This is a genomic window from Frigoribacterium endophyticum (assembly GCF_011759585.1).
GTDB lineage: Bacteria > Actinomycetota > Actinomycetes > Actinomycetales > Microbacteriaceae > Frigoribacterium > Frigoribacterium endophyticum.
On sequence record NZ_JAAOYV010000002.1, the window covers coordinates 827,730 to 852,269 of the forward strand.

At 72.2% G+C, this 24,540-nt stretch carries 20 protein-coding genes; 5 read left to right on the forward strand and 15 right to left on the reverse strand.

Going from position 1 to position 24,540, the window contains the following annotated elements; genetic code table 11:
• Positions 1-25: 25 nt before the first annotated feature.
• From FHR77_RS11155 to FHR77_RS11165, 3 genes are all read left to right on the forward strand, one after another.
• Positions 26-436, forward strand: coding sequence for an ester cyclase (locus FHR77_RS11155; RefSeq protein WP_167260317.1), 411 nt, complete (start codon positions 26-28; stop codon positions 434-436).
• 58 nt (positions 437-494) lie between these two features.
• Positions 495-728, forward strand: coding sequence for a hypothetical protein (locus FHR77_RS11160; RefSeq protein WP_167260319.1), 234 nt, complete (start codon positions 495-497; stop codon positions 726-728).
• 170 nt (positions 729-898) lie between these two features.
• On the forward strand, positions 899-2,824 hold the full coding sequence (locus tag FHR77_RS11165; protein ID WP_167260321.1) for a hypothetical protein: 1,926 nt from the start codon (positions 899-901) through the stop codon (positions 2,822-2,824).
• 92 nt (positions 2,825-2,916) lie between these two features.
• Here FHR77_RS11165 and FHR77_RS11170 read toward each other — a convergent pair whose 3' ends face one another.
• The 7 genes from FHR77_RS11170 to FHR77_RS11200 all read right to left on the reverse strand — a co-directional run bounded on the left by FHR77_RS11170 (position 2,917) and on the right by FHR77_RS11200 (position 11,115).
• Positions 2,917-7,326 (reverse strand): FtsK/SpoIIIE domain-containing protein, encoded by a 4,410-nt coding sequence (locus tag FHR77_RS11170; protein ID WP_167260323.1) that lies wholly within the window; start codon positions 7,324-7,326, stop codon positions 2,917-2,919.
• A complete protein-coding gene (locus FHR77_RS11175; RefSeq protein ID WP_167260325.1) occupies positions 7,323-7,964 on the reverse strand; it encodes a hypothetical protein in 642 nt (213 codons plus the stop codon). The genes FHR77_RS11170 and FHR77_RS11175 overlap by 4 nt, the downstream gene beginning before the upstream one ends.
• Before the next feature lie 38 nt (positions 7,965-8,002).
• On the reverse strand, positions 8,003-8,668 hold the full coding sequence (locus FHR77_RS11180; RefSeq protein ID WP_167260327.1) for a hypothetical protein: 666 nt from the start codon (positions 8,666-8,668) through the stop codon (positions 8,003-8,005).
• Positions 8,665-9,075, reverse strand: a complete 411-nt coding sequence (locus FHR77_RS11185; RefSeq protein ID WP_167260329.1) for a hypothetical protein — start codon at positions 9,073-9,075, stop codon at positions 8,665-8,667. Before FHR77_RS11185 ends, FHR77_RS11180 begins: the two co-directional genes overlap by 4 nt.
• Positions 9,076-9,176: 101 nt before the next feature.
• Positions 9,177-10,451, reverse strand: a complete 1,275-nt coding sequence (locus FHR77_RS11190) for a hypothetical protein (protein ID WP_167260331.1) — start codon at positions 10,449-10,451, stop codon at positions 9,177-9,179.
• Positions 10,448-10,747 (reverse strand): hypothetical protein, encoded by a 300-nt coding sequence (locus tag FHR77_RS11195; protein ID WP_167260332.1) that lies wholly within the window; start codon positions 10,745-10,747, stop codon positions 10,448-10,450. Before FHR77_RS11195 ends, FHR77_RS11190 begins: the two co-directional genes overlap by 4 nt.
• Positions 10,748-10,821: 74 nt before the next feature.
• Positions 10,822-11,115, reverse strand: a complete 294-nt coding sequence (locus FHR77_RS11200) for a WXG100 family type VII secretion target (RefSeq protein ID WP_056057240.1) — start codon at positions 11,113-11,115, stop codon at positions 10,822-10,824.
• Positions 11,116-11,214: 99 nt separating this feature from the next.
• On the opposite strand from FHR77_RS11200, the gene FHR77_RS11205 reads away from it, so the two are divergent.
• Positions 11,215-11,925 carry an FHA domain-containing protein gene (locus tag FHR77_RS11205; protein WP_167260334.1) on the forward strand — a complete coding sequence of 237 codons (711 nt, stop codon included), beginning with the start codon at positions 11,215-11,217 and terminating at the stop codon, positions 11,923-11,925.
• A gap of 91 nt (positions 11,926-12,016) precedes the next feature.
• Here the strand turns inward: FHR77_RS11205 and FHR77_RS11210 are convergent, their stop codons facing one another.
• Positions 12,017-14,440 carry an ATP-dependent helicase gene (locus FHR77_RS11210; protein ID WP_167260336.1) on the reverse strand — a complete coding sequence of 808 codons (2,424 nt, stop codon included), beginning with the start codon at positions 14,438-14,440 and terminating at the stop codon, positions 12,017-12,019.
• 58 nt (positions 14,441-14,498) lie between these two features.
• Complete coding sequence (locus FHR77_RS11215; protein WP_341777334.1) at positions 14,499-15,521, reverse strand: glycerophosphodiester phosphodiesterase family protein; 1,023 nt, start codon at positions 15,519-15,521, stop codon at positions 14,499-14,501.
• 276 nt (positions 15,522-15,797) lie between these two features.
• Here FHR77_RS11215 and FHR77_RS11220 point away from each other — a divergent pair, with 276 nt between their 5' ends.
• Entirely contained in the window at positions 15,798-16,631 is an 834-nt protein-coding gene (locus tag FHR77_RS11220; protein ID WP_056057249.1) for a Bax inhibitor-1/YccA family protein, read from the forward strand.
• A 610-nt stretch (positions 16,632-17,241) separates the two neighbouring features.
• Here FHR77_RS11220 and guaA read toward each other — a convergent pair.
• From guaA to FHR77_RS11250, 6 genes are all read right to left on the reverse strand, one after another.
• Entirely contained in the window at positions 17,242-18,828 is a 1,587-nt protein-coding gene (gene guaA, locus FHR77_RS11225) for a glutamine-hydrolyzing GMP synthase (protein WP_167260340.1), read from the reverse strand.
• On the reverse strand, positions 18,825-19,268 hold the full coding sequence (locus FHR77_RS11230; RefSeq protein WP_056057264.1) for a DUF3817 domain-containing protein: 444 nt from the start codon (positions 19,266-19,268) through the stop codon (positions 18,825-18,827). Before FHR77_RS11230 ends, guaA begins: the two co-directional genes overlap by 4 nt.
• An 88-nt stretch (positions 19,269-19,356) precedes the next feature.
• Complete coding sequence (locus FHR77_RS11235) at positions 19,357-20,184, reverse strand: SURF1 family cytochrome oxidase biogenesis protein (protein WP_167260343.1); 828 nt, start codon at positions 20,182-20,184, stop codon at positions 19,357-19,359.
• A gap of 93 nt (positions 20,185-20,277) precedes the next feature.
• On the reverse strand, positions 20,278-21,861 hold the full coding sequence (locus FHR77_RS11240; protein WP_167260345.1) for a cation:proton antiporter domain-containing protein: 1,584 nt from the start codon (positions 21,859-21,861) through the stop codon (positions 20,278-20,280).
• 6 nt (positions 21,862-21,867) lie between these two features.
• Entirely contained in the window at positions 21,868-22,398 is a 531-nt protein-coding gene (locus FHR77_RS11245) for a cation:proton antiporter regulatory subunit (protein WP_056057274.1), read from the reverse strand.
• Positions 22,399-22,621: 223 nt separating this feature from the next.
• Complete coding sequence (locus FHR77_RS11250; RefSeq protein WP_082514601.1) at positions 22,622-24,484, reverse strand: glycerol-3-phosphate dehydrogenase/oxidase; 1,863 nt, start codon at positions 24,482-24,484, stop codon at positions 22,622-22,624.
• Positions 24,485-24,540 lie beyond the last annotated feature (56 nt).

The window sequence follows — 24,540 nt, forward strand, 5'->3', positions numbered from 1 at the left end:
GCACCAGGACCACTAGGAGACACGCATGTCGAAGGACAAGAACATCGCCACCCAGCAGCTGATCGGTGAGATCCTCACCGCCCGGGAGGTCGACCGCCTCGGCGAGGGCTTCCACGCCGACGTCGTCGACCACGACCCGGCGCCGGGCGCGCCCGCGGGCGTCGCGGGCATCAAGGCGTTCTGGAGCGACTTCTTCACGGCCTTCCCCGACGTCGACCTCGCGGTCGAGACGCTCGTGGCCGACGACGAGAACGTGACCGCCGTGTTCACGATCTCGGGCACGCACACGGGGCCGTTCCAGGGCCACGAGGCGACCGGGAAGTCGTTCACGGTGCGCGGCATCCAGGTCGGCCGTTTCGACGACGACGGCCTGCTCGTCGAGCGCTGGGGCGCCACCGACGAGGCCGGCCTGATGCAGCAGCTCGGCCTGAGCTGAGCGGCTGCCTCTCCCCCACCACCCATCCATCCCTGACCCACCACCGGAAGGACGCACCATGAGCGACACCCACGTGCCCGCCGCCTCGGGCGACGAGCCCTACGACGAAGAGACCGAGTTCGAGGAGAGCCAGCAGATCGTCACGAACGACGCGGTCGCCGGCGAGACCGTGCTGCCGGGCCTCGGCGACGGCAACGACGGCCCCACCGGCGGGTCGCCGCGCGAGGCCGAGCCGGGCCTCGCTGACAACGACCTCGCGGGCGAGGACATCGACCTCGACGAGACCGACTGACGCCTCGACGCTGCACCACCGGACGGGCCGTCCGCCGCTGGCCGCGGCGGGCGGCCCGTCCAGCGTGGCGGCCCGGCCCGGTCCCTCCCCCGGACGGGCTCGGCAGCGCTCGTCCACACCGTGACGTCGGTGGCGCCGACCGCGGGGGCCCGCCTCGACATCGTCGTCGTATGACCTCAGCTGACCGCCCCACCGGGCCACCTCGTCCTGCTCTCCTTACCGCCCTCCTGATCGTCCTCGCCCTCGTGGCCGGGCCGCTCTGGCTCGCGGCGCCCGCCGCGGCCGTCACGGGCGCGGGCCTCGGCACCGGCCACCTCTGGCGCGGCGACGGCGTCTCGTACCTCGGCACCTACCGACTCGACGACGGGCGTCAGGCCTTCTGCCTCGAGGCCGGCAAGTCGTCGCCCGTCGGCAACCACTACGACACGGAGACCGGCACGGAGGTGGTCGGCGTCTCGACCGCCGACCACGCTCGCCTGGCCTACATCGCCCGCACCTGGGGCGACACCACCGACGCCGACACGGCCGCTGCGGGGCAGCTCGCGGTGTGGACGATCACGGGGCTGAACGGGCACACCCAGCGGTACTACGCGGGGCGCGCCAACGAGCGCTGGCCGATCGTGCTCGACCGGTCCAACGAGATGCTGGCCGAGGCGACGGCCGCAGCGTCGACCTCCGTCACGGCGTCGACCTCCGTCGAGCTCCGCGACGACGGCACGGGCACCCTCCGCTCCGACCTGACCGTCGACCGGGTCGGCGGCGGGCCCGAGCTGCTCACGCCGCAGCACGACGGCACCGTCGCCCTCACGGGCGGGGCGTTCGCCGACGGCTCGACGACGGCGGTCGTGCAGAACGGCGTCGACCTCGACTTCCGCGCGACCGGCGACCTCGCCCAGGTCGAGGTGTCGGCCGACACACGCTTCGACGGGCTGCCCTACGGGCGCATCGTCACGGCCGGAACGAGCCCGGCCGGCTCGCAGCGCATCCTCTTCTCCGGCGGCACCAGCGTCGAGGCCTCGGGCGCGGCGAGCGCCGAGGCCCTCTCGCCGCTGCCCTTCCGCCCCCGGGTCGAGACCCGCACCAGCGACGTCGTCGCCGAGCCCGGCACGACGGTCACCGACCAGCTCACCGTCGACGTGCTGCCGGGCGAGGGGCTCCTCTCGGAGTGGGGCCGCCACGACGTCGCGGGCACGTGGCAGCCCGTCCCCGTCACCGTGCGCAGCCGCCTCCTCGGCCCCTTCCGGGAGCCCGTCGCGCGCGCCGACGACTGGCCCTCCGACGCGCCCGTCGTCTGCGACGTGAGCGTCGTCGTCGACGAGGGCCCCGGCACCTACACGACGCCGGGCTGCGAGCTGCCGAGCGGCGGCTGGTTCACGTGGGTGGAGACGATCGACCCCTCCGACACCCCGGTCGACGCGGGCCGAGACCGCGTGCAGGGCTGGCGCTCTCCGTTCGGCACCGCCTCCGAGACGACCTTCGTCCCGTGGGCGCCCGAGGTCTCCACCACCGTCGTGGGGGCCGACCAGGTCGAGCCCGGCGCCTGCGTCAGCGACGAGCTGACCGTCTCCGAGTGGAACGGCCAAGCGTCGGAGGCGCGGGTCGACACCGTCCTCGTCGGTCCCTTCCCCGAGGCCCTCGCCGCCGGTCACGACCTCGGCCCGATCGCGGAGATCGACGAGGCCCTGCTCGCCGGCCGGGCCAGCACCACGGTGAGCGGCGACGGCACCTACGAGTCGCCGTGCCTCCCGGTGGAGCGCGAGGGCCACTACGTGTTCCTGTTCACGTCGGAGGGCTCCGTGCCTGACGACGACGGCGTCCAGGTGGTGCCCGCGTTCGCCGACACGACCGTGCACCTCGCGGAGTCGTTCAGCGTGGTGGCCCCCGAGGTCCCCGTCGAGACGCCCGCGCCGGCGGCGGCACCGGCGGGGCTGGCGTTCACCGGGTCGGACGGCAGCCTGCAGGCGGGTGCGGCGGCGCTGGGCGTGACGCTCGCCGGGGCCGTGATGCTCGTGACCTCCCTGGTGCTCCACGTCCGTCGCCGCCGACGCGGCCACGGAGACATCGCCGAGGAGCTGCTGGTGACGGGCGCTCCCTGACGTCCTCACGGCGCACCTGCGGGACCGTGGGCCTCCAGGCCCGCGGTCCCGCAGGCCTGAGGGCCCAGGCCTGGCCGCTCCGCCCGCGAACGTCAGCCGCGGGGCACCGTCACGGGCACGGTGACGCCGTCACCGAGGTGCACGTGGGCACGACCCGGTCGGGGGCGAGCCGACGTCGCGCTCCGGGCCAGCTGCGCACCGACGAGCTCCCCGTCCGAGGTCGCCCTCGGGCTGAGCACCGCGCCGCAGCGGTTCCGGCGGAGGTCGGCGTGCCAGCCCATGAAGCCGACGCCGAGGTCGGCGGCCGACCCCGCGGCCACCAGGGCACCGGGCCCGTCGGCGCACGAGCGCACGAAGTCGGCGAGCCACGCCGCCGCCGGGGCGTCCTTGACGAGCTCGGCGTCGTCGACGACCAGCACCCGACCCGCCGGTGCCTCGTCGCCGAGGACGGCGTCCAGCTCGTCGGCGCGGAGGTCAGAGCCGCGCAACACGGCCACCACCCCGGGCAGCCCGTCCAGGCTCCGGAGCGGTGACGGCCTCGGCGTGACGACGACCACCTCGAGCCCCTGGGCGAGGAGGGAGCGCACCATGCTCACGAGGACGGTGCTGCGTCCGCTCCGCGGCGGGCCGCCGACGAGGAACGTGCCCGGAGCGTCGGCGAGGCGCGGGCCGACCGGCACGAGGTCGTCGCCGCCGATCCCCACCATCGCGAAGGCGGCGCCGAGGGCCGCGGGGTCGTGACGCGACCACGCGCCGTCGAAGGTCAGGTCGCCCTCCAGCCGGTCGAGCCGGAACGGCCTGCGGCCGGGCGGCACGGCGAGGTCACGGCGGACGGCCTCGCCCGCCGCCGCGCGGAGGGCCTCGGCCTGGGCGCTGCCGGAGGGGTCGGCACCGACCACCGCCACCTGGGTCTCGGCGCCGCTGACGGTGTCCGCTCCGCGCCCCGGGCCGGGCTCCTCGGGCATCGATCGCGGGTCGAGCCCCGCGAGGCCGTAGTCGGCGCGGTCGGCCATGCGCAGGACGAGCTTGCGCTCGACGAGCGTCGCCATCCTGCCGCTGACGAGGAGTCGGTCCCCCGTCACGACGAGGTGCACGCCGACGGCCGCCCCCTCGCGCAGCAGGAGCGTGACGAGCTCCACCGGCTCGCCGAGGTCGAGGTCGCCGAGGCTGGCGACGAAGCCCTCCCAGGGGTCGATCATCAGCACGACGTGGGGCAGGCGGTCCTCCTCCGGAGCGGCTCGTCGCTGCTCCGTGACGCTGGCCCAGCTGCCGGTGGCGAGCACCGTCTGCCGCCGGAGCGTCTCCTCCACGAGGCGTGCCAGCAGGCGGCGCGCCCGCTCGACCTCCGTGCGGCGCACGACGGCGCCGGTGTGCGGCGCCGACGCGAGCGGGAGCAGCGCCCCGCTGCCGCAGTCGATGCCGTAGAGGTGCACGTCGGCGCTCGAGGTGTGGCGGATGATCGACGCCGCCAGGGTCCGCAGCACCTGCGACCTCCCGCTCCGGGCGGCGCCCGCGACGAACAGGTGCCCGTCGACGTCGAGGTCGAGTGCTGCTGTCCGCCGGGCCTGTTCCCGAGGGTGGTCCTCCAGCCCGAAGGGCAGGGGCGGCAGGGTGCGCGGTGGCCCGCCGCCTCCGGCCTCGGCACCGACGAGGTGCTCCAGCTCGACGAGGGCAGGCAGCGCGTCCAGCCAGGGCCGGTGCGGCCGCTCCCCGCCGCGGAGCGCCTCGGCCTCCACCACGGCGGCGACGAACTGGACCAGGTCGGTCGTCTCGTGGTCCTCGACGGCGGCGGTCGCGGGCGGCCGGGGCGCCGGCCCGGCCGCCCCGTCCCACGACAGCCGGGCCGACCAGGTGCCGTCCGGTCGGGAGTCGCGCTCGGCGCGGCCGCCGACACGCCCGGCCTGGAACGGCACGAGCGCCCCCGCGCCGAGGCGCACCAGGGCGCGCCCCGGTGCGGACCGGGGGATGCGGGAGGCGTCGGCGGCGTCGATGACGTCGGTGCTCTCGCCGGCGTCGGTGACGCGCAGGGCGATGCGCAGGTTGGTGTTGGCCCTGATCTCGGACGACACCACTCCCGACGGTCGCTGCGTCGCGAGCACGAGGTGGATGCCGAGGGAGCGCCCCCGCTGGGCGACGTTCACGAGCCCGGTGACGAAGTCGGGCAGCTCCCGGGCGAGGCTCGCGAACTCGTCGATGACGATGAGGAGGCGGGGCAGGGTCGGGAGCGTTCCGCCCTCGGACCGGCCACGCGCCTCCTCGTAGTCCTCCAGGTCCTTGGCCTCGGCGAGCGCGAGCAGCTGCTCCCGACGGTGGAGCTCGGCGCCCAGGCTCGTCAGCGCCCGCTGGACGAGGTGCGGGTCGAGATCGGTGACCATGCCCACGGTGTGGGGCAGCGGGCCGCAGTCGCGGAACGCGGCGCCGCCCTTGTAGTCCACGAGCACGAAGGTCATGGAGTCGGGGGCGTTGGAGGCGGCGAGCGAGGCGACGACGCTCTGCAGCAGCTCCGACTTGCCCGAGCCCGTCGTGCCGGCGACGAGGGCGTGGGGTCCGTCCCGCCTCAGGTCGATCGAGAAGGGACCGTCCACGCCCTCGCCGAGCAGCACCTCGGTGCTGGGCGCTCTCTCGGCCCAGCGCGCGAGGACGGCCCTGCCGCTGGGGCGGTCGAGGCCGAGCACGTCGAGGAGGCGGGAGGACGTCGGCAGTCCGCCGGCGTCGCCCCCGTCGTCGACGTCGACGACGGGGGCGAGCGCCCGCGCGACGAAGTCGTGCCAGCCGGCGGGCAGGGCGTCGACCCGCACGTGCTGGACGTCGGCCTCGCGGTGGGCGGAGAGCTCGTGGGCGCTGCGCCCGGCCTGCACGACCGTGACGCACTCCTCGGGCAGTGACCGTCGGTCGGCGTCGAGGCAGAGTGCGACGACCCCGACGCCCGGTCCGTCGCGGAGCACCGTGACGAGGCCCGGCAGCCCCCGGAGCCGGCGTGACCCGTCGACGACGACGAGCACGTCGGGGGCGTCGAGCACGGCGCCGCTCGACTCCCGGCGAGCCCGCTGTCGCGCGTCGACGACGGCGGCCAGCTCGGTGAGCCTCCGGGCGACGGACTCGGAGTCGTTGCCGAGGCGGACGCGGCTGTCCGCGGCTCCCTCGTCGGGGCGGGCGTGGGGCACCCAGGCGAGCCAGCCCCAGTGCTCCTCGGCGTCGCGGTCCGTCAGCACCACGACCATGAGGTCTCGAGGGCTCTGGAGGACGCAGAGCTGGGCCACCATCCACGCGGCGAGCGCGCGACGTTCGGGCGTGCGCCCGTGCAGCCCCACGACGCCCCGGTCGGCGAGCGCGACGGTGACGGGCACGGCCCGCGCGGGGCTGGCGACGGTGCGTCGGTGCTCCAGCAGGTCCGGGTCGTCGAGGGTGACGCCGGAGGGCAGGTCGGCGACGCCGATCCGCACGGTCAGGTGGTCGGGGTCGTCCCGGCGCCGTTCCCAGAGCCGGGCGCGACGCCGGACGGCCAGGTCGAGGAGCGTCGCGGCGTCCGGGCAGCTGGACCGCAGCTCGTCCTGCCGACGCACGACCGCCTCCGCGGCGTCGGCGGCCACCGCCTCGCGGGTGGCCGCGTGCGACGCGAGGGCCTCGCGGTGCGTCACCCGGCCGTTGCGCCGGTCGTACAGGTAGTTGCCGATGAGGATCACCGGCGAGAGCAGTCCGAAGACGAAGAAGGTCGGGTTGTCGAGCACCAGCACCATGACGCCGCCCATGACGAGCGGGGCGGCGGCGGCGACGATCGGCAGGGGGCGCCGTGGGGGCGCCTGCGGCTGCGCCGGGTGCCGGAAGGCGGTCGTGGGGGGCTCGGGCAGGAGTCGCGGTGGGCGGGCGTGCTCCAGTCGCCCTCCGCCCTCGGCGAGGCCGATCGCGGCGGAGGCCGTGCCGGCGTCCGCGACGCCCAGCAGCACCTCCCCCAGCTCGACCGCCGACGACGGCGTCAGCGCGATCGTCGTCGTCAGCGGGACGCCGTCGACGGTGACGGGCGGGACGTCGGGGTCGTCGCAGGCCACGGGAGTGATCGAGAAGCGCGATGCTCCGTCGAGCTGCACGAGGGCCGCGACCGGGGCGACTCCTCGCGCGGCGAGACGGACCGTCGCCTCGGGCGCCGATCCGACCACGACGGTGCCGGGATCGACGTGGAAGACCGTCCCGGCCCCGGGGCCGCCCACGATGCGGATGCTGGGCAGGTCGGGCGGCAGTGCGGCGACGCCGGGAGGACCGCCGATCGTGAGGACGCTGCCCTCGAGCACCGTTCCCTCGGCGATGCGTACGCTCTCGGCGACGCGGGCGCCGTCGACCGTGACGGCGGTGCCGAGAGCTGCGGCATCCGGACCGTCGGCGCGGATGCCGACCAGCGGTGCAGCCTGTGCGACGAGCTCCCCCACCGTGGTGTCAGGCGAGGTCTCGAACACGACGTCGGCCGAGGCGCCCGTCGCTCCGTCGCGGACGGTGACCGTGAGCCTCACGTCGCCCTGACGACGCTGATGCCGTCGACGAAGGCTCGCGCCACCGGCACCTTCACGGGGACGAACTCGGGCGGGCCGACGTCGCACGTGACCCGGAGGTCGAACGGCCCCGAGCGGAACGCGAAGATGCTGGTGACCGTGATGCCGCCGTCCAGCTCGGCGTAGCGCAGCCCGTAGACACCGAGGCCGAGGGAGTCGGTGGTCACGTCCTCGAGGACGGGCGGCTCGATCCCCGGCAAGTCGCTCTCGAGGACGAGCTCGCGGAGGGTCGCCTCCCGGTCACCGTAGACGAGGCCGAACTGGATCCGGAGCAGGCTGAGCTCGCTGCTCAGCGAGGGCAGGTACATGAACTTGAGCTCATTGGGCGTCTGCCAGGTCGCGAGCCGGTCGAGCACCTTGACGAGCCACTTCTTGCCGGCCCGGGTCGGGGCCGCCGTCCGGGCGACGACGTCGCGAACGGTGGCGGCGATCCACGACCTGGCGGTGTCGTGCCCCTGGTGGGGCCATCGGGCGGGCAGGGCGATCCAGAGCCCGGGGTCGTGCTCGACGAGCACCTCCCACCCGTCGGCGGTGCGGGGATCGAGGCCGTCGTCGCCCGTCGGCTGGATGTCGTCGGAGGTGAGTTCGTGGTGCGTCATGCCTGTTCCTTCTCGAGAGGGGCGGGCGGGTGCGCCCGTCATGTCGTGGGTCGATCGGTGATGACGCGCCCCTGGTCGTCGAGCCAGCGAACGGTGGTCATCATCGCGTCGAAGAGCTCGACCAGCGCGTCGGCCACCGCCTGGGTCTCGTCCTCCGAGACGTCGGGCGATGCCGCAGCGCCGAGCTGGGCCACCAGCAGTGCGAACGAGATCACGACCTCGTCGTCGCCGGGAACTCGGCTGAGCACCGTCTTCGTCCTCAGGACCCGCCCGACGCCGATGAGCGAACGGCCCGCGGTCGAGAGGGGTGCCTCCAGGACGACGGCTGCTTCGCCACCGACGGTCAGCGCCGCGCGGCCGAGGCCGCCGTGGTGAGCTAAGTCCGCGGTCATGCCGTGCCGCTTCTCCTGTGAGAGCGAGGTCGCCGACACCACGATGCTCATCGCGAGGCCGCAATCCGGCAGGACACCAGCCGTGACGTAGCTGTCCAGCACGTCTGTTGCAGCGCGGGGTCCGGAGGCAGAGAGGGCCGCCACCGCTCGACCGACCTCAGCCGCGAGGTCAGCGCGGTTGAGCTGTGTCTCGATCAGTGGCAGCTGATCGAGAATATGTCCGGGCAAGCGAAGCACGCCTGGCGGGACGGCCAGGCGGTACGAGACCCCTCGGGCGCCTCCCGCCCGCGGCACGAACGTCTCAGCGGTCATCCCGCGGCCTCCGACAGGCCCGTCTCGTGACCCGACCGCGCCACGGCCTCCCTGAGCAGAAGCCCCACCGTCACGATGCCGCCGGCGAGGAGGCAGCTGAGGCCACTGACTCCCCACAGGGCGATCGCCACGGAACTGGGCTCAGGACCTGGGCCGAAGAGCACGTGCGCCATCGTCAAGGACGGCACGGCCGACATCACCCAGAGGAACGCGGAGAGACCCGGCTGCAGAAGATGGACGTGCGCGGTAGGAAACCGGATGTACCGGACGAGCACGGCGGCCTGCAAAGCGATTCCGGTGGTGAGGAGGACGAGCAGGCCCAGGAGCGCTGACACGCTGAAGTTCATGGTCTCCCCGCCGTCCCCATGCCGTCCGTTCGCCATCAGGACGAGACGACGGATGATCATGAAGGCGGCTCCGACGCCGAAGTTCCAGAGCCCTGCAATCCGAACCAGGAGAACCGAGCGACTCAGGACGGATTCTGAGGGACTGTCCGAGACCTCCCGCATCACCACGGAGTCCCGTTCACGAGTCGAAGCGTCGTAGCCTCCCGCAGGTCCCCCAGGAGGGGCTCAGCCCACCCTGTCGCCGTGTCAGCGGCGCGCGCCGTGGTGACGACCAAACTCGTCGCTCTCACTGTGGTCGTCGCGTTGAGCAGGAGGTCGAGTTCCGCCATGGCCCGTGATCCGGTGTGGGCCAGGGCCGCCCCGGACTCGCGGCTCCACATGAAGAGGCGGCCTAGTTCAGGATCACCGAGAGCCCGGATCTTCGCCGCGAGGCTCAAGGGGGCCTTCATGACCGCTCGATGCTCGCCGTTCACGGCCTTGAGGGCTGTCTGAAGCGGCACTCCTCCTCGTTGCAGCTCAGCGACCCTCGCGAGACCAAGCTTGGCGACCGAAGTCTTGGCTGCAGTCTTGAGGACCGCGCCACCGACGCCGAAAGTAGCGAGCGAGACGACACTGATGCCCAACTCGAGGAGGCTTCCCGTGCCCGCGGCTGCTCGAGCCGCTTCCGTGGTCGTGGACAGGATCATCACCGCCATCGCTGGCCAGGCGATCCAGGCAGTGCCGGGGAAGGCCAGAGCAGCGACGACCAGAAGCGCTCCCACCCAGCTCAGGATCTCCAGGACGTCCTGGATCCACCAGTCGTTCTCCTCCATCCACGTCCGGAAGGCGTCGTAGGCGGTGCCTGCGGCCCCGCGGACGTCGTCCCACCACGAGTCGCCGAGGCCGTCGGCGCCGAGGTCGTCGAAGCAGGCGATTGCCGCCGTCGCGGCGGCCTCGAGGTCGGTGACGGCGTCGTCGACCTGACGGCCGTGCTTCACCACCCGTCCCGATGCTTCCTCCTCGCGGAGGCGCTGCACGCGAGCGAGCTCCTGGTAGTCGAGCTGCGCCTCCTCGCTCGTCGCCAGGAGGGCCATGCCCTCGTAGCGGTCGGCGAGCACGGTGGCTGCGTCGCGGTCGGCGACCGCAGTCTCGTGCTCTCGGACGGCCGGGCCGGCCTGCTCCTGCGCGTGCCGCAGGGCAGTCGCGTAGGTCCGGAGCGCGTCGGAGGCGCCGACGTACCGCCGGTGCACCTGCCGCAGCTGCGTCTCGACCTCCCCCGCCTTCGCGAGGAACGCCTCGATCGCATCGCTCTGTGCGGCCTCCACGTCGAGTTGGTGGAGCCCCTCAGCCGCGGACGCGATCAGTTCGGCGGTCTGCCCGAAGCGCGTCGCGGCGGCCGACACCATGTCGGGGTCACCCGCGACACCTGCCTTGGACAATGCGCCGTCCACCCTCACGAGGACGCCTCCTCCTCCGGCAACGCGGCGGCGAGGCCCTCGTCCGCCGCCGTGAACCCGTCAGCGATGGACGTCGCGGACGTGCTCAGTCCACCGATCTCGTCGCTCAGGACCCGCCGGGTGTCGTCCCAGCTCCGGGTGAAGGAGTCGATCCGCTGCGCGAGGCGGGGGTGGCCGAGGTGCTCGGGCGAGACCGTCGCCGCTCCAGGGGCGTCGAAGACGGTCTTGACGCCGCTCAGGGTCGTGGACAACCGCCGCAGCGCCTCAGCGTCGAACGACAGGGTCGCTCTGGTCATGTGTGCTCCTCAGGAAGGTGGCCATGCCGTCGCCGGCACGGCCACCGGGGTGGTCAGCGGTCAGCGGTCAGCGGTCAGCGGAGGCTGGCGGCCAGCTGCTCGTCGGCCGCCTGCAGGGTCTCGGCCGCGTTCTCGAGGAACCGCGCCATGCTGTCCAGGGCAGCGATGGTCGTGCTCGCACCGGTGCTGAACTCGCCGTACGTGGTCGCGAACGCCTTCGAGGAGCTGTCGGTCACGTAGCCCGAGGCCACCAGGTTGTCGATCTGCCCCTTGAGGCGTGAGAGCTGCTCCTCGATCGACGCCTGCCCGGTGCGCAGGTGGGTCGCCTGCGTGCGCAGGTCGTCGTAGGTCACGGTCACGTTGGCCATGGGTTCTCCTGTCTCGTCGAGCCGTCAGGAATGACGACTGCCATGAATATTCCACATGAGACAGACTGGTCGCACCACTTTCCACAGAATGGACGAGAAATGACCAGAAGAAGGAGCCTGGGGAGGCGCGGGGCGCCACCCGAGAGCCCGATCGTCGTCGACGCCGCGGCCGTCGCTGCGCTGCGCGACCAGGGCCTGCTGTCACGGGTGCAGACGCTGCCTCCGCCGCCTCCCGAGGGTCTGGTCACAGCCGTTCCCGCGGCGGCCGCCGTCATCCCGCCAGGCCCCGCCGTGCCCCCTCCCCGACGGCACGTGCCCTCGCCCGCGCCCGCCGACCTCGACGACCCCGACGACCTCGACGACCTCGACGACCTCGACGTGACGGTCCTCCGTCCGCGCTCCTACGAGCTCGTCCTCCCCGACGGCGAGGGCGTCCCTGTCGACCGCGACGGCGTCGTCGTGGGCCGGCGCCCGCGGCACGCCGCGCCGCCACCCGGCGTCTCGACCGCCGCCGCCACGGCCGCGACAGCCCCCGCAGCAGCCCTCACCATCGCGCCAGCTCCCCCGGCGTCGATCACCGTCACGGACGAGACACGTCAGCTGTCGCGCGCCCACTTCCGTGTCTGGGCCGACGACGCAGGGGCCGTGGTGATCGACGACCTCCACTCCGCGAACGGCACGACGCTCCTCCGCCCCGACGGAGGGCTGGTCACGGTCGAGCCCGGGGTCGGCACGCGGCTGACGCCCGCCGACACGATCGTCGTGGGCCACCACCGCTTCACGCTCCGGCGGTCACGCCCCGCCCCCTGACGACGAACCACGTCGTCGCACCCGAACCACGCCGCGGCGTGGTTCCCGTGCGAGAACATGGTGCGTGCCGCGGAACCGCCGGTGGAGACCGCTAGATCTTCTCGATCGGCGCGACCTTGATCAGCAGCTTCTTGCGGCCGGCGGTGTCGAACAGCACCTCGGCGATGCGTCGGGCCCCGACACCGGTGACGGCCATCACACGCCCCTCACCGAAGTCGACGTGCGAGATGCGGTCACCCTGCTCCAGCTCGAGGTCACCGTTGTCGCGCACCGTGCCCGTGACCCGGTTCGACCACTCCGTCTTCGGCTTGGTCTTGGCCGCCGCGGTCGCGCGGTCGTAGCTGCCGCCGCCGTAGCCGCCGCTGGCGCGCGGGGTCGAGCCGAGACGGTCGCCCGCACCGCCCTCGCGACGCGCGTTGAGCGCCCTCGGCTGCGTGCCTCCTCGGCTGTTGGCCATGCCGGGCGACTGCTTCCAGTCGATCAGCTCGACCGGGATCTCTTGCAGGTACCGCGACGGCATCGCCACGTTCACCTCGCCGAACTGGGCCCGCGTCATCGCCAACGACAGGAAGAGGTGCTTGCGGGCGCGCGTGATGCCGACGTAGAACAGCCGTCGCTCTTCAGCAGGGCCGCCGGGCTCGCTCGCCGACATGCGGTGCGGCAGCAGGTCTTCTTCGACGCCGGTGAGGAAGACGGCCTCGTACTCGAGGCCCTTCGCCGTGTGCAGCGTCATCAGCGACACGGTGCCGCTCGTGTCGTCGAGATCGTCGGCCGCGGCGACCAGCGTGACCTCGGTGAGGAAGTCGAGCAGGGTGCCGTCGGGGTTGTTGCGCTGGAACTCCTTCGTCACCGCCACGAGCTCGTCGATGTTCTCGGCACGGGCCTCGTCTTGCGGGTCACGCGACGCCCGCAGCGCCTCGATGATGCCGCTGCCCTCGATCAGCGTGGTGAGGATCTCGTGCACCGGCGCCGTCGCGGCCGTGGCCTGGACGCCGTCGAGCAGCTGGCCGAGGCCCGTGATCGCCCCGGTGACCTTCGGGCCGAGGCCCAGCTGGTCGGCGTTGCGCAGCGCCTCGCGGAGCGGCGCCTCGTGCTGGTCGGCCCAGCGCTGCATCGCCGTCTCGGTCGCCGGCCCGATGCCGCGCTTCGGCACGTTCATGATGCGGCGCAGCGCCATCGGGTCGAGCGGGTTCGCGACGGTGATCAGGTACGCCATGGCGTCCTTGATCTCGGCGCGCTCGTAGAACTTCGTGCCGCCGAGCACCCGGTACGGGATGGCCGAGCGGATGAAGATCTCCTCGAGCGCTCGGGTCTGCGAGTTGGTGCGGTAGAACACGGCCATGTCTTTGTAGGCCATGCCGCCCTCGCGCAGCTTGGCGATCTCGTCGGCGACGAACTGGGCCTCGTCGTGCCCGGTGTAGCCCGTGAAGCCGGTGATCTTCTCGCCCGCGCCGACCGTCGTGAAGAGGTTCTTCGCCTGGCGGTCGAAGTTGTTCGAGATGACGGCGTTGGCCGCGTCGAGGATGTTCTGGGTCGAGCGGTAGTTCTGCTCGAGCAGGATGACCTTCGAGTTGGGGAAGTCACGCTCGAACTCGACGATGTTGCGGATGTCGGCGCCGCGGAAGGCGTAGATCGACTGGTCGGAGTCGCCGACCACGGTGAGGGAGGCGCCGGGGATCCGCCCGCTGCCGTCGCGCATCGACTGCACGTACTGGCCGCCGCGCTCGAGGTCGTCGACGATCTCGGGGTCGACCGGTCGCGTCAGCTCGCGGATCAGCGCGTACTGCGCGTGGTTCGTGTCTTGGTACTCGTCGACGAGGATGTGCCGGAACCGCCGCTGGTAGAGCGCGGCCACGTGCGGGAAGGCCCGGAAGAGGAAGACCGTCTGCGCGATCAGGTCGTCGAAGTCGAAGGCGTTCGCCCGCTGCAGCTCGCGCGTGTACTGCCGGAAGATCTCGAGGAACATCACGTCTTGCGGGTCGCCCGCGTTGATCTGGCGCGAGTAGGTCTCGACGTCGGTCAGCTCGTTCTTGAGCTTCGAGATCTTGCCCGACGCCTGGCTGACCGTGAAGCCGAGCGAGTCGGCGTCCAGCTCTTTCAGGATGCGCTTCAGCAGCGCGCGGGAGTCCGCCGAGTCGTAGATGGTGAAGCTCTTCGTGAAGCCGAACTGCTCGGCCTCGCGCCGGAGGATGCGCACGCAGGCGCTGTGGAACGTGCTGATCCACATGCCCTCGCCGGCCTGGCCGACGAGGTGGCCGACGCGCTCGCGCATCTCGGCCGCGGCCTTGTTCGTGAAGGTGATGGCGAGGATCTGGCTCGGCCAGGCCTCGCGCGACGCGATCAGCCCGGCGATGCGCCGGGTCAGCACGCTCGTCTTGCCCGAGCCGGCACCGGCCACGATCAGCAGCGACTGCCCGCGGTACTCGACCGCTTCTTTCTGCTGGGGGTTCAGCCCCGCGGTCAGAGGGTCGCCGGAACCGCCGGCAGCGTCAGAGGGCTCGAGCACGATCGTCATGGCGGGCCCAGTCTAGGCGGGGCCCCCGACACCGGGCAGGGGGCCGCCCAGCGCCTCCTCAGAGCCCGTCGCGCACCGCGATCGCGAGGTCCGGCTGGTCGGCGAAGACCCCGTCGACGCCGAGCTCCATGAGCGCCTGGAACTCCGACTCGTAGTCGCCCGTCGCGGCCTTCCCGCCGGCCTGACGGTTCGCCTTCGCGAGGAAGTGGTTCTCGATGCGCAGCGTCCAGGTGAAGACCTCGAGGCCCGCCGCGTGTGCGCGGTCGACGACCCGCGACTCCGTCGTGCCGTCCGGGGCGACCAGGGTCGACTTGTCGAGCGAGACGCCGTGCAGCCCGGCCGCGGCGAAGGCCGCCAGCGAGACCTCGTCGAGCTGGTCGACGTAGGGCGTCGCCGCCGAGCCGTCGCGGGCGACGAGGTCGGCCGCGGCGCCCGCCTTCTCGAGCAGGTAGACCTGCCGGCCGCCGACCCCCCGCTCGCGCAGCTGGCCGAGCACCGTCTGCTCGAAGCTCTCGACGGTGAGGCGCGGGTCGTCCGTCCAGCCCGCGGCGGCGAGCTCGGCGGCGAGCAGCTCGTCGAGCGGCAGCCCGATCGAGGCGAACCACGTCGCGTGCTTGACCTCGGCCACGAGCCCGACCGGGCGGTCGGCCCCGTCGAGGATCGCGAGGAGGTCGCTGAGGCGCTGCACGCGTCCCTCCCCGTCGTGCGCGGCGCTGCCGGGCCGGAGCTGCGGCAGGCGTTCGCGCACCCGGAGGGTCGACAGCTCGGGCCAGGTGAAGTCCTCAGTGAACCAGCCCTCGACGACCCGGTCCTCGATCTCTTTGGTCGTGCGGCGGTCGGCGAACTCGGGCCGGTCGGCGACGTCGGTCGTTCCCGAGACCTCGTTCTCGTGCCGGAGCACGAGCACGCCGTCGCGCGTCGCGACGAGGTCGGGCTCGATCGCGTCCGCGCCGAGCTCGACGGCCAGGCGGTAGGCGGCCTCGCCGTGCTCGGGGCGGTAGCCGCTCGCGCCGCGGTGGGCGATCACGAGGGGCGCGGCGGCGCGCGAGGAGGCGGTGGTCGAGGAGGCGGGGGAGGTCACGTCGGCCACGCTAACCGCCCCCGCCCGGCCGACGCCTCCGTGGGGCCCGCGGACCGCCCCCATCCGTGCAGACAGTGCACGTTCGCCCGTCGCGAATGTGGCTCTCATCAGGCAGATCCCCAGCCCGCGCCCGGCCGACACGCGTTAGCCTTCCCCCACGGCGACACGGGCGAGCGAGAGCGACCCCGCACCGGGCCACCTGGCCCGGCGGCGATCCGGCTGCACCGCTCCGGGCCGCCACGTCACCGTCGACAACGCGATCAGAAGAGGAACCCCTTGGCATTCTCGAATCCCGGCTTCAGTCAGTCGCCGGCCTTCTCGGAGAAGGGCGGGCCCGTCATCCGCCAGCAGCAGGCCGACGCCCGCACCGTCGCCTACGACGGCATGACGGCCGAACAGCTGCAGGAGCTCTACACGAAGCCCGCGGCCGGCCCCGACCAGACCGACCGCATGACCTACGAAGACACGATCACGAAGACGCTGATCGCGTTCGCCGTGGTCGTCGTCGGCGCGGCCGTCGGCTGGTTCATCCCCGCCCTGGCCTTCGTGGGCGCGATCGCCGGCTTCGTGCTGGCCCTCGTCAACATCTTCAAGAAGAAGCCGTCGCCCGGCCTCGTGCTCGCCTACTCGGCCGCGCAGGGCCTGTTCGTCGGGGGCATCTCGAGCATCTTCGAGGCCCAGTGGGACGGCATCGTCACCCAGGCCCTGATCGGCACCGTCTCGGTCTTCGTCGTCACGCTGCTGCTCTTCAAGAGCGGCAAGGTGCGCGAGTCGGCCCGGGCCACCAAGGTCTTCATGATCGCGATGATCGGCTATGCCGTCTTCTCGCTGCTCAACGTCGGCCTGATGCTCTTCGGCGCCAACACCAACCCGTGGGGCCTCCGCGGCGCCGAGATCTTCGGCATCCCGCTCGGCTTCATCATCGGCATCCTCGTCGTCGTCATGGCGGCGTACTCGCTGGTGCTCGACTTCACGCAGGTGAAGACGGGCGTCGAGCGCGGCGCCCCCCGCATCTACGGCTGGTCGGCCGCCTTCGGCATCGTCATGACCGTGATCTGGCTCTACGTCGAGATCCTGCGCATGCTCGCGATCCTGCGGGGCAACGACTAGCCGACACGGCTGCACCACATCGAGCGGGGCTCGTTCCGAGAGGGGCGGGCCCCGCTCTTGTGTGCGGGGAGGAGTCGTTCACGGCGTTGGTGGGCACGCGGCTGCGGTCGGGGCCGAGGCCGGGGACTGGCACCCAGTTCTCGCACGGGAACCCTGCCGCGGCGGGGTTCGTGTGCGAGGACGGGGTTCGGGACGGGACGGGGGTGGGCGGGACGGGTGCGACCCTGGAGTGTGTGAGCCTGGATGGCTGGGGCGGGCGTGGCCTATGCCGCCGTAGGTACCGGGTGGGGACGCTACCGGGTGGGCACCGGGGGCGGGGGCGGGGGCGCCCCCGGAATGAGAGAGCCTGAACGCTTCGCGTTCAGAGCGGCTCGGTCGGGCGTGGCCTATGCCGTCGTAGGTACCGGGTGGGGACGCTACCGGGTGGGCACCGGGGGCGGGGGCGCCCCCGGAATGACCGGGGCTGAACGCTTCGCGTTCAGACCGCCCCGGGGCGGGCGTGGCCTACGCCGTCGTAGGTACCGGGTGGGGACGCTATCGGGTGGGCACCGGGGGCGGGGGCGCCCCCGGAATGAGAGAGCCTGAACGCTTCGCGTTCAGAGCGGCTCTCTCATTCCCATTCGATGGTTCCCGGGGGCTTGCTGGTGACGTCGAGGACTACTCGGTTGACGCCGTCGACCTCGTTCGTGATGCGGTTCGAGATCTTGGCGAGCACGTCGTAGGGCAGGCGCGTCCAGTCCGCCGTCATGGCGTCCTCGGACGAGACGGGGCGCAGCACGATCGGGTGACCGTACGTGCGGCCGTCGCCCTGAACGCCGACCGAGCGGACGTCGGCGAGGAGCACGACCGGGCACTGCCAGATCTCCTCGTCGAGGCCGGCCGCGGTGAGCTCGGCACGGGCGATCGCGTCGGCCTTCCGCAGCAGCTCGAGGCGCTCGTGCGTGACCTCGCCGATGATGCGGATGCCGAGCCCGGGCCCGGGGAAGGGCTGACGGCCGACGATGACCTCGGGCAGGCCGAGCTCGCGGCCGATGGCGCGCACCTCGTCCTTGAAGAGCGTGCGCAGCGGCTCGACGAGCTCGAACTGCAGGTCCTCCGGCAGGCCGCCCACGTTGTGGTGGCTCTTGATGTTCGCCGTGCCCGTGCCGCCGCCGCTCTCGACCACGTCGGGGTAGAGCGTGCCCTGCACGAGGAACTTCACCGTCGCGTCGCCCTCGGCCGCAGCCTCGAGCACGAGCGCCTCGGCGGCGCCCTCGAAGCTGCGGATGAACTCGCGGCCGATGATCTTGCGCTTCTGCTCCGGGTCGGTCACACCGGCCAGGGCGTCGAGGAACTGCTGCTCCGCGTCGACCGTCACGAGGCGGACGCCCGTCGAGGCGACGTAGTCCTCCTCCACCTGGCGACGCTCGTCGGCGCGCAGCAGGCCGTGGTCGACGAAGACGCAGACGAGCTGGTCGCCGACGGCCTCGTGCACGAGGGCGGCCGCGACGGCCGAGTCGACGCCGCCGGAGAGGCCGCAGATGACGCGCGACGAGCCGACCTGCTCGCGGATGCGGGCCACCTGCTCGGCGATGACGTTGCCGCTGTTCCAGTCGGCGGGGATGCCCGCGGCGCGGTGGAGGAAGTTCTCGAGCACGGCCTGGCCGAACGACGAGTGCTTGACCTCGGGGTGCCACTGCACGCCGTAGAGCTTGCGGGCGTCGCTCGAGAAGGCGGCGACGGGGGTCGCGGCGCTCGAGGCGAGCACGTCGAAGCCCTCGGGGGCCTTCGAGACCGAGTCGCCGTGGCTCATCCACGTCGTCTGCGAGGTCGGCTGCCCCGAGAGCAGGGTGCTCTCACCGGCGGCGAGGGTCACGTCGGTGGCGCCGTACTCGCGCTGGCCCGTCTGCGCGACCTCGCCGCCGAGGGCCTTCGCCATCGCCTGGAAGCCGTAGCAGATGCCCAGCACGGGCACGTCGAGCTCGAGGATCGCCGGGTCGAGGGCGGGCGCGCCCTCTTCGTAGACGCTGGACGGGCCGCCGCTCAGCACGATGCCGACCGGGTTCTTGGCCGCGATCTCGGCGGCGGTGATCGTGTGCGGCACGATCTCGGAGTAGACGTTGGCCTCACGCACCCGTCGGGCGATCAGCTGCGCGTACTGCGCGCCGAAATCGACGACGAGGACGGGGCTCTGCGCCGTCTCGGTGGCTTCTGTCACGCGGGGGCTCCCTGGGTCTTCGGGGTGGGCTCGGCGACCAGCTCCGCGTGCTCACGCAGGGCCAGCTTGGTCATGTGGCTCTCGACGAAGAACGAGAGGAAGGGCACGACACCGCCGAGCGCGATGATGATGAACCGCGAGAACGGCCAGCGCATCAGGCTCCAGAGACGGAAGTCGGCGAAGAGGTAGACGACGTAGAGCCAGCCGTGGGCGATCAGGATGGCCGTCGAGAGGTTGAAGCCCTCGGTGATGCTGTCTTTCGGGACGAGGAAGCCGCCCTGGCCGCCGAGCTGCATCTCGAGCTGCAGCGGCGTGTACTTGAACACCATCTCGAAGACGAGCAGCAGCAGCATCACGCCCGTGACGTAGGCGGAGATCTTGTAGAACTTCACGGCACCCGGGATCTTCGGGATGTCGCGTTGCCGGGGCTTCAAGGGCATGGGATCGATCCTACTCGGGGCGGGACGGGGGTCGAGCGCCGCTGCGGCGGGTGACACGGGGGTCGGGAGGGGAGGCGGGAGGAGCGGGTCAGGCGGCGACGTCGGCGGCCAGTCGCGCCTCCTCCGCCTCGTCGATCTCGCGCTCGAACGCGTCACGGACGAGGCGGAACCAGAGGAAGACGGCGAAGCCGGCGAACACGACCCACTCGATCGCGTAGAAGACGTTCAGCCAGTTCAGCGACACGTCGTCGACCGGCGCCGGGGAGTAGATGGCGTCGAGGCCGCCCCACGGCTCGGAGGCCACGACGTAGCCGGCGTAGACGTCGCCGCTGAAGTCGGACCACTCGTTGACGAGCGCCGCGACCGAGACGACCGTCTCACGGCCGTCCTGGTAGGCGCCGTCGGAGGGCGCGTCGCTCGGCGAGTACCGGCCGACCAGCGACACGTCGGAGCCGACCGGCACGGCGGCCTCGGCCGCGACGGCCTCGTCTTCGGTGGGGGCCCAGCCGACCGCGACGGCCACGGAGGCGCCGTCGGAGTCGTCGACCAGGCGGCCGATCAGCCACCAGCCCCGGTCGCCGTCGTTGACGCGGTCGCTGACGACGCGGAAGTCGTCGGCGTCGAACTGGCCGGCGACGCTGACCATCTGACCGCCGACGCGGTCGAAGAACGGGGACTGCGGCTCGACGGTGTCGGAGAGCACCTTGACGGTCTCGGTCTCGGGATTGACGACCTTGCCGCTCTCGATGCTGCGCTCGATCTGCCAGTGGCCCAGCCAGGCGAAGATGCCCGCGATGACGAGGGCGAGCGCGAGCATGGCGATCCAGCGCGGCCGACGGGCCACCTGCCACATCGAGTCGGGGAGGTCGGAGCCGTCGGGAGCGCTCGTGACGGGATGGACCTCGAGGCGACTCACGAGGGTCATCGTACCGTCGGCCCCCGACGGTCCCGCTGTGCGTCCGCTGCGCTCAGCCCGGCGCTCCGCGTCGGCCAGCACCCCTCATGACGCTCAGTACTCGGGGTCGCGCTGCCGCGTCGCCCGCTGGTCGGACTGCTGCCCGGCCTGCTCGGCCCACATCGCCCGCTCGGCCGCGCTCATGCCGTCGACCTCCGAGTCGTCGTCGAGGTCGCCGTCCGGGTCGCCGTCGCCGCCGGCGGCGCCGGTCGGCGAGGTCGCCACGTCGAGCTCGTCCACGACCGGCCGTGCGTGGTCGAGCTCGTCGACCACCACGGTCCGTCGACGGCGGGGCACGGGCGGGTCGTCGAGGTCGGGGTCGTCGAACAGGCCGGAGTCGGGGTCGGGGTCGCGAGCGATCGTGTCGGCGGGCTCCTCGCCGGCGAGCGCCGCCTCCATCAGGGCGATCTCGTCGGCGTGACGCCCCTCGCGCTGCTGGCGCCGCGCCTCCGCCGCGGCCTTCTCCGCCCGGTGACGCGACCGGAACAGCACGGCGCCGATGCGCTCGGAGTTGGCGGCGAGCAGAGGGCCGATCACGGCCATGATCAGCACGTAGAGGCCCGCGAAGGGCTGCAGCAGCGGGTTCAGCCCGGCGCCCGCCGACAGCGTCGCGAGGATGAGCGCGAACTCGCCGCGGTTCTGCAGGATGAACGAGGTGTTCAGCCCCGCCTGCGGCCCGAGCTTGTTGAGCCACGCGACGAACTGGCCCGCGACCAGGTTCAGGCCGATCGTGATGCCGACGGCCGCGGCCACCGGGCCGAGCACGCTCGGGAAGAGCGACGGGTCGAGACCGAGCCCGAAGTTGAGGAAGAAGAAGGCGCCGAAGACGTCGCGCATCGGCAGCGCGAACTGCTCGACCCGGTTGCGGTACTTGGTCGCCCCGATGATCAGGCCGATGAGGAAGGCCCCGATCGCGTCGGTGACGCCCAGCACCTCGCCGAGGCCCGCGAAGAGCACGGCGAGCCCGAAGAAGAGCACGGTGAACAGCTCGTCGTCGCGGGTGCGCATCAGCTTCGACACGACGCGGCCGCCCCAGCGCGCGACGCTGAACATCACCACGAGGAAGACGAAGGCGATGCCGAGCTTGAGGATGACGGGGCCGGGGTCGGTCTCGCCGCTCAGCACGACGGAGACGATGGCGAGGTAGATCGCGATGAAGATGTCCTCGACGACGGTGACGCCGAGGATCATCGGCGTCTCGCGGTTCGCCAGGCGGTTCAGCTCGATGAGCAGCTTCGTGACGATCGCGCTCGACGACGTCGCGGTCATGCCCGCGACGATCAGGGCCTCGCGGGTGCCCCAGCCGAGCATGAAGCCGAAGGCCAGGCCGACGCCCATGTTGACGGCGATGTAGGTGCCGCCGGAGACGATCAGCCTGCCCGCGTTCGAGAAGAACTCGTCTTGATCGAACTCGAGGCCCAGGTTGAACAGCAGCAGGATCAGGCCGAAGATCGCGATCAGCTCGATGCTGTGCGCGTCGAAGCTGAGCGGGAACCAGCCCGTGTTCGTGCTCGCCAGCAGCCCGACGAGCATGTAGATCGGGATCGACGGCAGGCCGATCAGCTTGCCGAGCCGCCCGAGCACGTAGGCGAGCAGGAGGAGGATGCCGAGGACGATCAGCTCTTCACCCAGGTGCACCGGCGATCAGCTCCCGGGCGGCGAGTCGACCGGGGCGCGGTGCCCGAACGTGCCCGTGCGGTACCAGGAGAAGGCCTTGGCGACCTTCTCCGGCGACCCGGCTACGACGAGCGTGTCGCCCGGGAACACCTTGAAGTCGCCCGACGGAGCGGGGTTCGCGGCGTCGCCGCGGACGACGGCCACGACCGTGAGGCCCACGACGCCCTTGGCGCCGAGGTCGCCGAGCGGCTGCCCGGCGATGTGGTCGTCGTAGTCGACGGTGAACCAGTCGATGCTGAGGCCGGGGATCTGGTCGAGCGCGGAGAGCGACTCGGTGATGCGCGTGCCGCCGAGCAGCTCGGCGAGGGTGTGCGCCTCGTCTTCGCTGAGGCGCAGGGAGACCTTCGTGACGTCGGCCCCGTCGGCGTCGTCGCTGAAGGTGATCAGGTCGCTGTGGCCCGAGCGGTGCGTGATGACGCCGCACTTGCCGCCGTCGTCGGTGATGAAGGTGTGCAGCACACCCACGCCGGGGAGCTTGACTCGACGCACGTCAACCATGGTTGGTCTCCAGGAGGATCGGGGGCAGTCGTCTCAGCCTAGCGGCGGGCTCCGTCGCGCTGGCCGGGCTGCTCATGGTGGGCACAACAGGGCCCCGGGCCCCGGTGTTCCCGCCTCGTGGCCGCGTTCTCGGCGGGCGGACCTGCGGGAGGCGCGGTGCCCGCCCCACGGGCACCGCGCCTCCTGCAGCTTGGTCGCGTCGCGACCCCGCCTCGTCTTGGGCTCAGCCCTCGCGGCCTCCCGGCTCGCTGGCGCGCGCCGGCTCGTCGGCGGGCGTGCCGGCCGGCTCCGCCACCGTCTCGCCCGGCTTCGGCGCGCCGCCCTGGTCGGCGCCCGGCACCTTCATGTCGTCCTCGTCGAAGCCGAACGTGATGTCGGGCGCCTCGAGGCGCACGCGGTCGGCGGAGGCGTCGTCGGGCTCGAGCTGGCTGGCCCGCTCGGCGGCGACGCGCTTGAGGTAGTTGCCGACCTCCTCCTCCGTCTCGGAGTCGGACCAGCCGTGCACCTCGGCCATGAGGCGGGCGGCCACGGGCGCGGCGGACTCGCCGCGGTCCCACGCCTCGATCGAGATGCGGGTACGACGGGCCAGGACGTCCTCGAGGTGCAGGGCGCTCTCGTGGCTGGCCGCGTAGACGACCTCCGCGGCGATGTAGTCGTCGGCGCCGGGCAGCGGCTCGGCGAGCTCGGGCCGCTCGCGGATGAGGTCGAGCAGCTCGTCGGTGAGCGTGCCGTAGCGGTTCAGCAGGTGCTCGATGCGGACCTTGTGCACGCCGAACGCCTTCGCGATCTTGCCGCGCTTGTTCCAGGCCGCGTGGTAGCCCTCGGCGCCGAGCAGCGGGATCTCCATCGTCGTGCTCTCGGGGATGCGACCGTCGAGGGCGGCGACGGCCTCGTCGATGGCGTCCTCCGCCATGACGCGGTAGGTCGTCCACTTGCCGCCGGCGACGACGACGAGGCCGGGCACGGTGTGCGCCACGATGTGCTCGCGCGACAGCTTCGAGGTCTGGTCGGACTCGCCGGCCAGCAGCGGCCGGAGCCCGGCGTAGACGCCCTCGACGTCGTCGCGCGTCAGCGGTACGGCCATGACGCGGTTGACGTGCTCGAGGATGTAGTCGATGTCGGCGGCCGTCGCGGCGGGGTGCGCCTTGTCGAGGTCCCAGTCGGTGTCGGTCGTGCCGACGAGCCAGTGACGGCCCCACGGGATGACGAACAGGACGCTCTTCTCGGTGCGGAAGATCATGCCCATGTCGGAGTGGATCCGGTCGCGGGGCACCACGAGGTGCACGCCCTTGGAGGCCCGCACCTTGAACTGGCCGCGCTCCCCCACCATCGCCTGCGTGTCGTCCGTCCAGACGCCGGTCGCGTTGACGACCTGCTTGGCGCGGATCTCGAAGTGCTCGCCGGTCTGGTAGTCGTGGGCCTTCACCCCGACGACGCGCTCGCCGACCTTCACGAAGCCCTCGACGCGCACGCGGCTGGCCGCGTGGGCGCCGTAGCTCGACGCGGTGCGGACGAGCGACGAGACGTAGCGCGCGTCGTCGACCTGGGCGTCGTAGTAGGTCAGGCCGCCGACGACGGCGTCCTTCGAGAGGCTCGGTATCGCGCGCAGCACCTGGGTCTTGCTGAGGTGCCGGTGGTGGGGCACCCCGGGCGGGCGACCGCCCGTCCAGCTGAAGATGTCGTAGAGGGCCATGCCGGCGCCGATGTAGAAGCGCTCGTAGACGGGCTTGCTCAGCGGGTAGAGGAAGCGCACGGGCTTGACGAGGTGCGGGGCGAGCCGCTGCAGCAGCAGGCCGCGCTCGATGAGCGCCTCGCGCACGAGGCGGAAGTTGAGCTGCTCGAGGTAGCGGATGCCGCCGTGCACGAGCTTCGACGACCGGCTCGACGTGCCGGAGCCCCAGTCTCGTGCCTCGACGATGCCCACGCTGAGGCCGCGGGTCACGGCGTCGAGGGCGGAGCCCGCCCCGACGATGCCACCCCCGATCACGAGGATGTCCAGCTCTTTCTCCTTGAGCGCCTCGATGGCGTCGGCCCGTTCCTCCGGACCGAGCTTCGAGGAGAGGGATGCGGACGCGGTCGTAGCCATGCGGGGCCTCCATCGTTGGATCGGCGCGGGCCTGAGCCCGCCTCATCGCCCATCCA

What these genes read in the sequence shown, in the direction of transcription:
- FHR77_RS11155 (WP_167260317.1), top strand. Translation starts at nt 26, where the DNA reads ATGTCGAAGGACAAGAACATCGCCACCCAGCAGCTGATCGGTGAGATC.
- FHR77_RS11160 (WP_167260319.1), top strand. Translation starts at nt 495, where the DNA reads ATGAGCGACACCCACGTGCCCGCCGCCTCGGGCGACGAGCCCTACGAC.
- FHR77_RS11165 (WP_167260321.1), top strand. Translation starts at nt 899, where the DNA reads ATGACCTCAGCTGACCGCCCCACCGGGCCACCTCGTCCTGCTCTCCTT.
- FHR77_RS11175 (WP_167260325.1), bottom strand. Translation starts at nt 7,964, where the DNA reads ATGACGCACCACGAACTCACCTCCGACGACATCCAGCCGACGGGCGAC.
- FHR77_RS11180 (WP_167260327.1), bottom strand. Translation starts at nt 8,668, where the DNA reads ATGACCGCTGAGACGTTCGTGCCGCGGGCGGGAGGCGCCCGAGGGGTC.
- FHR77_RS11185 (WP_167260329.1), bottom strand. Translation starts at nt 9,075, where the DNA reads ATGATCATCCGTCGTCTCGTCCTGATGGCGAACGGACGGCATGGGGAC.
- FHR77_RS11195 (WP_167260332.1), bottom strand. Translation starts at nt 10,747, where the DNA reads ATGACCAGAGCGACCCTGTCGTTCGACGCTGAGGCGCTGCGGCGGTTG.
- FHR77_RS11200 (WP_056057240.1), bottom strand. Translation starts at nt 11,115, where the DNA reads ATGGCCAACGTGACCGTGACCTACGACGACCTGCGCACGCAGGCGACC.
- FHR77_RS11205 (WP_167260334.1), top strand. Translation starts at nt 11,215, where the DNA reads ATGACCAGAAGAAGGAGCCTGGGGAGGCGCGGGGCGCCACCCGAGAGC.
- FHR77_RS11210 (WP_167260336.1), bottom strand. Translation starts at nt 14,440, where the DNA reads ATGACGATCGTGCTCGAGCCCTCTGACGCTGCCGGCGGTTCCGGCGAC.
- FHR77_RS11230 (WP_056057264.1), bottom strand. Translation starts at nt 19,268, where the DNA reads ATGCCCTTGAAGCCCCGGCAACGCGACATCCCGAAGATCCCGGGTGCC.
- FHR77_RS11245 (WP_056057274.1), bottom strand. Translation starts at nt 22,398, where the DNA reads ATGGTTGACGTGCGTCGAGTCAAGCTCCCCGGCGTGGGTGTGCTGCAC.
- FHR77_RS11250 (WP_082514601.1), bottom strand. Translation starts at nt 24,484, where the DNA reads ATGGCTACGACCGCGTCCGCATCCCTCTCCTCGAAGCTCGGTCCGGAG.